Origin of the sequence: Methylocaldum marinum, from assembly GCF_003584645.1 — a bacterium.
GTDB classification, from domain to species: domain Bacteria; phylum Pseudomonadota; class Gammaproteobacteria; order Methylococcales; family Methylococcaceae; genus Methylocaldum; species Methylocaldum marinum.
Genome location: NZ_AP017928.1, coordinates 1256150 through 1268036 on the forward strand (window position 1 = coordinate 1256150; position 11887 = coordinate 1268036).

The window sequence follows — 11887 nt, forward strand, 5'->3', positions numbered from 1 at the left end:
ATGAAAGAACGTGTGGCAGTCCCCGGGATGCGGCCTCTCCTCATCGTTTGGCTGGGGCAGATGGTTTCCCTCATCGGCTCCGGAATCACCGGTTTTGCGCTGGGGGTTTGGGTCTACCAGCAGACCGGTTCGGCGACCCAGTTCGCCCTGATTGCCGTATCCAGCGTGCTTCCCAGTGTCCTGCTTTCTCCCGTGGCGGGCGCCCTGGTGGATCGCTGGAATCACCGTCGGACCATGATTTTGAGCAGTATCGGGGCAGCTTTGAACGCTTCGATGCTCGCTTCCCTATTGGCCGTCGGATGGCTGGACATCTGGCATATCTACGTGGTCGCCGCTATCGCTTCCACCCTCACTGCCTTCCAATGGCCCGCTTATATCGCGGCCACCACCCTGCTGGTTCCCAAACAGCACTTGGGGCGCGCCGGCGGTATGCTGCAGATGGGCCAAGCCATTGCCCAACTGGCCGCGCCCGCAATTGGGAGCCTGCTGCTGGAGTTTATCCAGCTTCAAGGTGTTGTCTTGTTCGAGCTTGCCGCCTACTTCTTCGCCATTACAGCCCTGCTGAGCGTTCGCTTCCCGATCACCAAGCCTTCTCCGTCAGGCAAAACCGAAAAGAGTTCGCTGCTACGAGAGGTTGCCTATGGTTGGTCCTATTTGACCTCCCAGTCCGGACTCCTGGGATTGCTCATATTCTTCGCGGCCAGCAACTTTCTTTCGGGCATCGTCGGAATTCTGTTCGGGCCACTCGTGCTGTCATTCAGTTCATCCGTCGTCCTTGGCGTCCTCCTATCGATCGCCGGCGCAGGGACCCTGATCGGCAGCGTGGTGATGAGCATCTGGGGAGGACCGCAGCGCCGCATGCATGCGGTGTTCACCGCCATGCTGCTGTGCGGAGTGTGCATATTGGTTACCGGTTCGGGTACTTATATTCCCATGCTCGGCGCCGCGATTTTCCTGTTTTTCTTCTGTAGCTCGGTTCTCAACATCTGCACACAGGTCATTTTCCAAAAGAAAGTCGAACCCAGTGTCCAGGGAAGAATCTTTGCTTTAAGAGGGACGATCACAAGCGCATCTCTGCCCTTCGCCTACTTGATAGCCGGACCGCTGGCCGACTTCGTGTTCGAACCCCTGATGCTGCCCGATGGCCCCCTGGCCGAAACCCTAGGGCAATTCATCGGTGTCGGCCGCGGGCGCGGCATCGGCTTGATGTTCATGATCGTAGGTGCACTCACGATAATGGTGACGGCTATCGCTTACCAATATCCCAGGCTGCGCCTGGTGGAAGACGAGCTACCCGATGCGATTCCGGATGATTTGGCGCCCAGTTTATCGGAATGACCCATGCTCCAGGTCTCCGTAGCGCCTGATTGAGCGAGGCTCAGCAGGTGCCAGGCATATGGACTGAGGTTCATGTTCCTTATTTCGAATCGCTTTCAATAAGGCATTCATTTCTTGTAGGGTGAGTTAGGCGCACGTCAACACTAACCAATGGCCCATCACTGCGCTTCGCGTGCGCCGTAACCCACCGAGCGACCTCGGACCTGTCCTGAGCCAAGTCGAAGGGTCGGCGGCTTACGCGGAGCCTGTCGAAGGGCCTGTCCCGAGCTCCGTCGAAGGGCTAACCCACCATCGATGGGTTTCGCTTCGCTCTACCCAACCTCGATGAATGTTCACTGGAATCGATTGCGTCGCCATTTTTTGCGAAACCTTTTGGGACCTCCAAGTCACCAAAAGGAGCAAAAAATTGGCGACGAGTTATTGCCTTCGGCGCCCCGGCCGTCCCCGCTCGTCTGGTCCGGACCCAACAAGGGGTCCGGACACCGCTCGCAGATGACTCGACGCCCGGTCGCGATGCCTTGTGTGAGACCTCCGACCGCCGCTATCGCGTCGACCTTCGGTCTCACACCCGGCGCTCGGGCTTCCGGGGACTACTCGACTCGCTCGCTCACTCGCTCCATGTCTCGCAGCGGCCGAATGGAATTAGCGGGAAGCACGCGGCCCGGGCAAAGCTCAATCCACGTCCAACTCACGACTAACCGGTAAACCGCCGCCACGGCGGCGGATAGCCCGTGCGCCGGGACTACGTCTGGTTCCGAGTCTGGTTGCCTGCCGCAGGGATGGACGACGTGGCCGCACAGCATCGGTAAAAGGCCGATAGGTGCTCGATGACCTCGGAAGGTCGATCGAGAGGCAGGAAGTGGCCCCCGCCATCGACGGTAAGCATTTCAACGCCCGATATGAGCCGGCGATCCCGTTCCCTTTCGATAGGCGTGGACCAGTCCCGGCTCCCCCACAGAAGGAGGACCGGAACCCTGATATTGGCATAATCCTTTGTCGCGGCTTCCCAGCTCCGAGCATTTCTCAGCAGACGCAGAAACGCTCGGTAATGGCCAGGGCGATTTCCGCTCCGATACATCTCCTTTAATAAGGCTGGCGGAATGCTGCTCGGATTCGCCACGCCACCTCCCAGGATATTCTTCATGATGATGAAATTCCGCAGCCGCATGACGGTTTCACCCAAGACGGGAATGTCGGAGACGAAAACGACCCACCGGGCCAGCCACGAGCTGCGCGCCATGCCGCGACCCTCCGCATAATCATAAGGATTGATCGCGACTACACGTCCGACTCTAGGCCGACGTCGGCTGGCGATGATCAATGGTATCGAACCGCCGATGGATACTCCGGCGAGCGTGACATCATGCAAGTCCATGGCTTCGAGAAAGCCGTCCACCGCATCCGCAAAAAAGTTCGCGTCATACGGGGCATCGGGAATGTCCGAATAACCGTGCCCCGGAAGATCCAAGGCGTAGACGGAAAAATTTTCGCTCAGCCCGGGCACGATCTTTTCGAACAGATCGAGCTGGGTTCGCAGGGTATGCAGCAGAACCAGAACAGGACCTTCGCCGGCCTTGATGTACCGGAGCCGGAGTCCCTTGACCTCCGCGTAGTCGATCAGGATGTTCGGCGCCCAGCGCAATTGTTTCGGCGGTGAGGGCGCCGGGCGCAGAGCCTCGATGGCCAGGGACAGAACCGGTAAGCCGGCACCAGCGGCGATAAGAACCACAAGGGCAATCAGGATGTCGTTCATGATGGATGACTCCGTCTCAGGCATCGATTTCCACGTCGGCTTCGATCTCGGCCTGACAAGCCAGAATATAGCCGTCGGTCTTCTCCTCTTCCGTCAGCGCCTCGTCGACCGCCATATGCACTTGGCCGGAAACCAGCTTCACGCTGCATAGGCCGCAGGTACCGGAACGGCACGCGCTTTCGATGTGCACTTCCGCTGCGTCCGCCGCATCGAGGACCGTCGCGCCGACCGGCACGGGGACATCGACCTGCGATCGCTGAAAATAGACGTGTCCGCCGGCGGCCCCTGAACCTGGAACCTTGGCGCTCGGATCACGCCTGACGGTCCCAAACGCTTCCGTCTTGATACGTGTTTTCGGAACGCCGAGTTCGATCAGCGCGACTTTGATGGCATCCATCATCGGCGGTGGGCCGCAGACATGAACGGTTCGGGCGGGAATATTCGGAACTGCGTCTTGTAGAAACGCCTTGTCGATGCGGCCGGTAGGTCCCGACCAGACTTCCCCTTTGGGATCGGTCATGGAAACCCTGACTTCCAGTCTTGGGTTCCTCGACTGCAGTAAATCAATTTCATCTCTGAAGATATAGTCGCTCGGTTTCCGAAAACTCAGGATCAGATAAATTTCTCCCGGCCACCGGCGCTCGCTGAGATAGCGCACAACGCTCATCAGCGGAGTAATGCCGACGCCGCCTCCTATCAATACGATGGACTCCGCTTCGCTACCGGTGAATACGAAGTTGCCGTTCGGTGCCAGAAGCTTGAGCGAATCCCCCGGTTTCAGTTCGTCATGCAGCCAGCGCGACGCAAGTCCGTGCTCCTCGCGTTTAACGGTGATCTCGATACGGTCCCGCCAGGTCGGCGTGGAAGCGATGGTATACGAACGGCGGGTCGGTATGCTCCAAGGTTCGATATCCAAGCTCAGAAACTGTCCTGGCAGATAATCAAACGGAATCGGACCGCCATCCGGATTGACCAACCGGAAGGTCTTGACGTGGCGCGCGACGTCGATGATCTCGCTGACGGTCAGCGCACCCTGCCATTTGATTTTTCCGGTGGCGGCGTCATTCTGCCGATACGGCGTAAGCTTTGCCTGCATCTTCGACGGCTGCGGAAGAATCGGCACGCGCTCGTGGCGAATACCGGGGCTAGGGAAGCACTTGCCGAAGGCAACCAGAAGCCTGGGCGGACCCTTGAGACGAATCTTTCTGCGAACCAGCGCCCAAACGAGGCTGCGCTCCTTCGCCAGGAAGCCGAGCCAGCTACGGCTGTCCGCCGTCACCTGCAAATCCGCCACTCCAACATGGCCGTCTTCCACATGAACGATACGATCCCGGATAACTACCGTGGCTTCACGCCTTTCATCGCCCGTGAACATAAAGTGGTAAGTGGCGCTCAAGCCCCTCGATTGATTGGGCTGAAACACGAAGGGCATCATGTTCAAAAGTCCATCGATGGTGCGCGGGCGCAATGCGTTCCCGACAGGCTTGACGGTCTTGTTCTTCCATTTTTTCCGGGCGTAAACCTCCGCGTCGGAACCCTTGACGACATAGACGGGTTCCGGTTTGTCCTGCAGCGGCTTGACAACCTCGTGGACATGCCGTTTACGATCGGCAAGATAGGGGCCGATGACATCTTCTCCCGCCGGACAGACCGCCATGCAATAGGCCGCTTTGTAATCAGCGCCGTGCGAAAGGCTTTGCCACATGGACGCAGTTTCCGGTTCGCTGACGCGCCTTCGATAATCTCGACCGTTCCTGCTGTCCGCTACTTGCTCGATCCAGTCGGTAAACCCGCCCATGAATTCCCGGTAGTTGTGGGTAAAGCACGCCGAAAAGTTGAATCCGCCATCGGGCGCAATGGCGCCGACCGGGCAAGCGGCGACACAGAGTCTGCACCCGAGGCAGGGGTTGTAATCGAGGGGCTTATCGTATGCGGTGACGTCAGCCTCGATGAGCACGGTCCCGAGCAGAATGAAATTGCCGAACCGGGGATGGATGACATTGCGATGAATGCCCATGTGCCCCAGTCCGGCTGCCACGGCCACCGGCTTATGCGAAACCACCCAGACCGCAGCGTCCGGAAACCGGCCCATTTCCATCGGAAAACCCATGGATGGATTGACGGCTCGAACGCCGATTTCCTCCAGGCGCCGAACGACTCGACATCCCACCTCGTCGACCCGGTCGCCCGCATGATGAAATTCGAGATTCGCCACGGATCGAGCCGTGCTTCGTATCGGTTCGCGCGACATCCGCACGACGTAGCTCAGCAAGGTTTTGGTCCAGGGATAATGCTGAAAGATCTCGGCCCGCTGAGGGGCCATGGCGTCCCGGTCGATGTCGACCAGACCCGCATCGTCGGCACCACACTCCAGCGCTAGGCTCTTGAGCCAATCGCCCTGTAGAACGGGCATAACGATTGCCCCGATCTCACCTTGTCGGGAGCGCAATTGCTTGACGGTAGAATGCTCTTCGAGGTTCATAGCATGGTCCTCTGTGAAAGTCGGAGGTTTTTTCCAAAATAGGCATCGCTTCAAGTCGTCACCAGGACGAATCGGGCAGCCACTCCCGTGACGCTCGGAAGATTTCGACTGAATTGAGGTTGCCGCCATAGTGTATATACACATAATTTCGCGAAAAAAGACTCTTCTTCAATTCCGAGTCTAGTCGCCAGGGTACAGCATTATTAAGTAGCCCTTAAATTCCCGACAGTCTGGCCCCTTGAGAACCATGGCTTGGGCCGTGATCAGGTCCGTGGATTTAAAGGGCCGGGTTAATAGTATCGTCTCCGCTCCGAGTTTGTCGGCGCGATCCATTGCTTTCGTTCGTGCTGGCCTGCCGAAGGGCGTAAACGATAACCAACTGTTCGGAGTTCACTAAAAATATCTACAGCAAATTACTCCAAAACAGCCTTATCCGGGTCGGCAACCGCAACTACTCGCGAAAGATGCTCTTGTAGAGTCCGCCATCGGGACTCGCCGAGTGCGTTCACCACACGTGACTGGGCTTCTTTCCAGAGAGGCAATGCCTTTGACAGCGCTTCTTGCCCTTTCCCGGTGATATCGACCACGCGAGTACGGCGGTCTTTACCGGGAGCAATTTCAATTAGATCCAGTTTCTCCAGTATCTCGAGATTTCGCGTCAGTGTCGTCCGGTCCATGACAGCAATTTCGGCAAGCCGCGAGACAGTTGTAGGTCCCGCCAGGCTAGCAGCGACCAAGAGTGAAAACTGAGTGACACGAATTCCGGCCGGCCGCAGCGTGTCATCGTAAAGCTGAGTCACCGCGCGGCTAGCCTTGCGCAGATTAAAACAGGCGCAACATGTACATTGCATCAATTCCGACAGATCGGCCGACAAAGAGCCTGCAGGCATTGCTTCGTTCTCTTCACTTGATAGGCTAATTAAGTGTATATACTCCTATTATTGGAATGTCAATCGCGCTCTGTACATTTCTGCGTTTTTACGGAGCCGGCCATCATCCCGGCTTGTACCTAGTGCTTAATTACGTAAATTAACGATAGTATTTTTGAGTTGACTGCCGTGCACTTCGCGTTTGCGCCATTTGAATGGGCGTGGATTTTGGGAATAGTTGGCAATGAACGCTTCAATAGCGTTCCGTAACTCAGCGATGCTGGAGAAACTGGCCCCGCGCAAGGCTTTCCGACTCAGGATACCGAACCAGATTTCCACTTGGCTCAACCAACTGGCCGAGGTTGGCGTAAAGTGAAAATGAACCCTGGGATTCTTGGCCAACCAGTCCTCGTTGCGCTTGTGCGTGCAATAGTTGTCCAAAATCACATGTAATTCCTGGTCCGCCGGGGTCTCGGCGACGACTTGGTCCATGAAGGCCAAGAAATCCTCGCGGGTTTTCGTGGCGGTAGTTGCGCTGTGAACGTGCCCGGTGGCTACTTGCAGCGCCGCAAATAAGTTGAGTGTGCCATGGCGCTTGTAGGTACTTTTGAAGCCCCGGACGATTTTTCCGCTGTCGGTCTCCACGTAACCGCTCGCCCGCTCCAACGCCTGAATGCTCGGTTTCTCGTCCACGCAAATTACGAGCGCGTTGGTCGGTGGCGCCAAATAGAGCCCGACAATATCGGCGGCTTTGGCCACGAACTCCGGATCGGTGCTAACGCACCAGGAACGTTGCCGTTGCAGGCAAATCCCCTCCTGCCGCAAAACCCGCCATACCGCGTGTGGCGAAACGCCCAAGCGCCGGGCCACGGCACCACCATCCCACACCGCCTGTCCAGGGGGCGGCGATTCTTCCAAAACGCCCAGAATTTGCTCGCGCAAATCGGGCGGCAACTGCCGAGGCGCGCCGGGCCGTGGCCGATCTTCCAGCCCCGCCAGTCCTCCCGCGGCAAAGCGATCGCGCCACTTGATGACGGTGTTGGGACGGGTGTTGAGTGCCCGCGCCAATTCCATGACACCTCGTCCGTCCAGGCACCCCAAGATAATGCGTGCCCGAAACACGTTTCTGTGCAATTCCGTTTGGCTGCTCCTCCGCTGTTCCAGAATCCTTCGGGTCTTCTCATCACATGTCAGTTGCTGCATCTGAGTCATATCACCAAGATGCAGCATATCGGTGTTTAATGCAAGTAAGCACTAGATTATCCTCAGGCCACTGCGTCGTACCTTCGATGCAGCTTTATTCAAACCGCCAACAAAAATCCCGCTGGCGGGACGAAGCCTATGCAGGGAAATCAAACCGCAGTCAGTCCGGCCCTAGTGGCGTCGGCTAAGTCACTATAGACAAAGCATCCACGGAATATTTGCAATTACCCGAGGAACCCGACAAATGGCCTCGGAACTTAAGGCTTCAAGCAACATAAGGCAACTCTGGACCGATGATCTCAGCACCGGAGGCTGATTGCCTGACAAAACTTCCAACCGATCGTGCTTCGCCCGGATCAGATAATCCGCCGGGTGGTCCAAATCCGCCGCACGGTCCAGCAACTCCCGCAGGTCGCTCTCCCGGTCCGCGACATACACCAGGCGGGTGTCCGGCAGACGCTCCGCGAATTCGGCGATCCGTTCGTAGCCTTCCGTCCAGCGCCGGCTTTCCCGGATAGCCGCCTTGCCCTTGGGCTTCCGCGCCCACATCCAGGCGTCGAGGACGCCCAAGGCCACGCCACCCTCGCTCACCGCCAGGGTCGGATGCAGGTACATCCCGTGTTGCCGCTCGTAGCTCAAGCGCCCCAGCCCGGCAATGCTGCCCGGCTGGCTGCTGAAATCCAGTTCGGTGGTGTCCTGGAGACACAGCACCCGCGCTTCCCGGCCCATTCGGGCCACCGTCGGTTCGCCGTGCGCCGCCAGCAGCGCCCGCCACTCCACCGCCTCGTTATCCAGCAGGCGATAGGCCGCTTTGGTTTCCGCCAGCCCGCCGCAGGCCAGGGGAATACTCTTCGTCAGGTGAGCCGAGGGTCGTCCACCAACCGAATCAGTCGTTTTGTCAAACGCGCGTCGCCCAGCGCCGCCCCCGAAAATTCTTCCATCGCCAAAGCCATAATAACTTTAAATTCAATAACTTCTTCTATCGAAGAACTTGTGGGTAATAGGGTGCATTCAAACGCGATTAACCCTGCTCAGTTATCTCGGGTATCGCTATATCAAGCACACCGAGGAGCGTGAAAACATTCGCAAGGCTTTCTGCAGAAGCTCATCGAGCAAAGAAGCCTCCAAGACCTTTGCCAAACCAGCCGGCTTATGTATGGCGTTTGCCTTGGACGGATGCCGGAAAATATACGACTCTTGCCGAATCCACCGATCCCCTAGCGCTCGGCAATCTGATGAACGAGCATATCGATAGCAATCTCCGGATCGACGCCTGCCGAGCCGCTCTGGATATCCAGAAAGCCGTCACCCGATTCAACGATGCGCGTGGGCAATGTCGGCTCGGCGAAACATTATGAATTTCACGCATTCGGCGACATCGTGAATACGACAACCCGTATCGAAAGACTGAACAAGGCATTGGGTACGCATATACTAGAGTTGTTTCAGATGCTAAACAATTGTAAATCAATAGATTTTGTAGTTCCAAAGCCCGGCGGAAAGTGAGAAAAAATAATCCACGAAGTGACCCAGATGATTTCTAATCCGATGCATCAAGCAGTGGAAGAACTTCATGCCACCGATGGCATGCTCAACGATGACCCGCGTGGCGGCTTGTTTTCTGTTCTGTTTCTTCTGCTCAGGCGTCAATGTCGGATTAGGGTTTTTCTTGGATTTTCTAGGTTTCTTGGGCACCTCGAAAAACCTCCTTGGTCTGCGCGCGCCCGGTAAAATAGGACCTGTAGCCAATCAGTGTGTTGAGTCCCAGACATGACCAAACCGAAGATGCCAAAGTCTCCGAAGAGCGCGATCAAACCCGATCTGTTTGCGGCCGATTTGCGCAAGCAGAAGATCGACCGGATGGGCGATCCGCTGGTGGCCTTCGAGACCCACATCGACTTTGCGGCGCTTGCCGCGGACGTGGATCAGGCGGCGCCCCGACCGGTCAGCCCGCAAGGCGGTCGTCCGCCGTTTCCCACCGAAACGATGGTGCGCATCCTGTTTCTCAAGCGGGTCAACAATCTCTCGGACGAGCAGATGGAATACCAGTTGCTTGATCGGATGAGTTACCAGCGCTTCTGCGGGCTGATGGACTCGGCCAGCATCCCGGACCGCACCACGATGTGGACCTTCGAGAACCGCATCGGCGAGGTCGGCGCCCAGGCGCTGTTCGACGGCATCGAGCGGCAGTTGCTCAAGCATGGCTACATCGCCCGCGGGGGGCATATCATCGACGCCACCCTGGTGCCTGCGCCAAAGCAGCACTTCAGCAAGGACGATAAGGAGATGCTGAAGGAAGGCGCGATGCCGGCGGACTGGAGCCCGGCCAAGCGGCGGCAAAAAGACCTGGACGCCACCTGGACCAAGAAGCACGGCAAGAGCCACCACGGCTACAAGCTCTCCATCAACGTGGACAAGCGCTACAAGGTTATCCGCAAGATCGAGACCGGCACCGCCGCTACTCATGACAGCCAGCACTTTGAGGCGGTGTTGAACACTAGCAACACCAGCCGGGACGTCTATGCCGACAAGGGCTATCCGAGTGCGGAACGGGAAGCCCAGCTCCAGGAAGCGGGTTATCGCAACCACATCCAGCGCAAGGGCCAGCGCAACCATCCGCTGTCCGAACGGCAGAAACAACGTAATCAACGCATCGCCCGGGTCCGAGCACGGGTCGAGCATCCCTTCGCCGCCATCGCACAAATGGGCGGCAAGTTTATTCGCACCATCGGCCAGGCGAGGGCGAACTTTGCCATGACGATGATGGCGGCCAGCTATAACCTGAAGCGGCTGGTTTACCTGAAACAGGCGGGTGTCGTGGCCTTTTGAGGCCCACCCTCGCCCGAAAGGCCCCCAACGCGGGCGATTCGGGGAAAATGAAAAGTGAAATGGCGACAAGAGCGTGAGGGAGTCGGCTCGTGTGCCCGCCCGGTCAAAAAATTAGAGCCGGGTTTTCATCAAAATTCAGGGTTTTTCGAGGTGCCCTCTTGTGGGGTAGATATATTTGGGTACTTTGATAATCTTTGTCCGCGCCCAGAAATCCTAAGTCAAGCCATAAATTGACCTTCTCGAACCACGCTGAACCCGGTGTGAAGACGTCTTTCATGAGTGTGTAGTCATGTACGCTGCCTGCCACAATGCAACACAAAAACAATATCCTTCGATTAAAGTCGGAGATTACGAGGGATTTGAGCGTATGTCTTTTTTTTTCCGCTGTAATGCTTTTCCTGTTCAGTTTCATCTTGGGGTCGAACGCAAGCGACCTCCACGCCATCGATCGCTATGTTCTTATATTGATCAATGAGTTGAGAGAATTCTTCTGGGGTTGTTAGCGTGCGCTCCGGCATGACGTTGAGGCTTGTCAACGCTCGCACTAAAACCGGCAGCAAGCGGTCGATGTGGGCATGGGCATGTCCGCCACTAAAACCGAAATGAAAGCCCAGAACGTCAAAAGTGGGATAGGTTTTCAGATAGTACAAAACGAAAAACAGCTTTTTCTCGTAAGAATCAAGATAACCTTTAGGGCCGCCCTGTTTAACGTGTTTTATCTCGCCCTTTTCGACACGCTCTCGATCGATGGCTTGAGCGGCCGACTCAAATACTTTGACGAGGGCTGTGAACTTCGCCTTGGGCATTCCAATCAACGATGCCACGATGCGGTCATCGGTTATTTGGCTAAATTTGTCGTAGATCATGGAAGGTTTTTATATTCGGATTTATTTGAGAAACAAGTGGGCTATCAATACCATGCATTAGCATCAGGTACAACTCTACTGATATTCACCAAGACTTTGGCTCAGCTCGACGAATTCCATGCCAGAACTGCCTATATATTTTATGCAAAGCAATGCCGGCAGTATCGCGATAATCCAGCGGCTGTGTTAAACCCCCTGTTATCAGCATCTCCAAGAACGCCTCACCTCAAGTCTCGTCCTATTCCGATATCAGTTTTCCTCGAGAAAATACGGAGGCAAAGATTCAAGCGGCGGACCGGTACTGCGGCGGACGACCAGATCCCTGCAGATATTAGCCCCACAATTTTCTCGACAAGTCAAGCTTCTTTATGCCCACAGCCGGGTTCTCGAAGCGACAGTATATAGCGACGCGATACTTTGTAAGCTAACAAACACCATGGTGCCGACAACCGGCGCAGCGCACATGAGGCTCTTCCCTGGCCTGAAGAGCTTATTTTCCGGTTCGCCTGATAAAGAACCGAATCAAAGATCAAGCAGCCAAAGCGCC

11 protein-coding genes and 1 pseudogene are annotated in these 11887 nt (G+C 56.5%); 3 read left to right on the forward strand and 9 right to left on the reverse strand.

Annotated elements, in window-relative coordinates:
• Complete coding sequence (locus tag sS8_RS05320; protein WP_119628737.1) at window positions 1-1338, forward strand: MFS transporter; 1338 nt, start codon at window positions 1-3, stop codon at window positions 1336-1338.
• A 742-nt stretch (window positions 1339-2080) separates the two neighbouring features.
• Here the strand turns inward: sS8_RS05320 and sS8_RS05325 are convergent.
• The 6 genes and pseudogenes from sS8_RS05325 to sS8_RS29845 form a co-directional block, all read right to left on the reverse strand.
• Complete coding sequence (locus sS8_RS05325) at window positions 2081-3091, reverse strand: alpha/beta fold hydrolase (protein ID WP_170160963.1); 1011 nt, start codon at window positions 3089-3091, stop codon at window positions 2081-2083.
• A 16-nt stretch (window positions 3092-3107) separates the two neighbouring features.
• Complete coding sequence (locus sS8_RS05330) at window positions 3108-5504, reverse strand: 2Fe-2S iron-sulfur cluster-binding protein (protein WP_232020520.1); 2397 nt, start codon at window positions 5502-5504, stop codon at window positions 3108-3110.
• Window positions 5505-5986: 482 nt separating this feature from the next.
• Complete coding sequence (locus sS8_RS05335) at window positions 5987-6463, reverse strand: MarR family winged helix-turn-helix transcriptional regulator (RefSeq protein ID WP_232020521.1); 477 nt, start codon at window positions 6461-6463, stop codon at window positions 5987-5989.
• A 126-nt stretch (window positions 6464-6589) separates the two neighbouring features.
• Entirely contained in the window at window positions 6590-7645 is a 1056-nt protein-coding gene (locus sS8_RS05340) for an IS630 family transposase (RefSeq protein ID WP_232020522.1), read from the reverse strand.
• A 192-nt stretch (window positions 7646-7837) separates the two neighbouring features.
• Window positions 7838-8425 carry a hypothetical protein gene (locus tag sS8_RS05345; protein WP_197716692.1) on the reverse strand — a complete coding sequence of 196 codons (588 nt, stop codon included), beginning with the start codon at window positions 8423-8425 and terminating at the stop codon, window positions 7838-7840.
• A gap of 9 nt (window positions 8426-8434) precedes the next feature.
• Window positions 8435-8578, reverse strand: a pseudogene (locus sS8_RS29845) (transposase DNA-binding-containing protein); the annotation flags it as partial.
• A 230-nt stretch (window positions 8579-8808) separates the two neighbouring features.
• Here sS8_RS29845 and sS8_RS05350 point away from each other — a divergent pair.
• Window positions 8809-9003: a hypothetical protein gene (locus tag sS8_RS05350; RefSeq protein ID WP_119628743.1), complete on the forward strand. Its 195-nt coding sequence runs from the start codon at window positions 8809-8811 to the stop codon at window positions 9001-9003.
• A 109-nt stretch (window positions 9004-9112) separates the two neighbouring features.
• On the opposite strand, the gene sS8_RS05355 is transcribed toward sS8_RS05350, so the two are convergent.
• The gene (locus tag sS8_RS05355; RefSeq protein WP_170160964.1) at window positions 9113-9340 is read right to left on the reverse strand and encodes a transposase family protein; all 228 of its coding nucleotides are present in this window, start codon (window positions 9338-9340) and stop codon (window positions 9113-9115) included.
• A gap of 90 nt (window positions 9341-9430) precedes the next feature.
• Between sS8_RS05355 and sS8_RS05360 the strand changes: the two genes are divergently transcribed.
• On the forward strand, window positions 9431-10474 hold the full coding sequence (locus sS8_RS05360) for an IS5 family transposase (protein ID WP_119632595.1): 1044 nt from the start codon (window positions 9431-9433) through the stop codon (window positions 10472-10474).
• A 103-nt stretch (window positions 10475-10577) separates the two neighbouring features.
• On the opposite strand, the gene sS8_RS27960 is transcribed toward sS8_RS05360, so the two are convergent.
• Both sS8_RS27960 and sS8_RS05370 read right to left on the reverse strand, forming a co-directional pair.
• On the reverse strand, window positions 10578-10751 hold the full coding sequence (locus sS8_RS27960) for a hypothetical protein (protein WP_170160965.1): 174 nt from the start codon (window positions 10749-10751) through the stop codon (window positions 10578-10580).
• Between the two features lie 58 nt (window positions 10752-10809).
• A complete protein-coding gene (locus sS8_RS05370) occupies window positions 10810-11340 on the reverse strand; it encodes a helix-turn-helix domain-containing protein (RefSeq protein ID WP_119628746.1) in 531 nt (176 codons plus the stop codon).
• Window positions 11341-11887 lie beyond the last annotated feature (547 nt).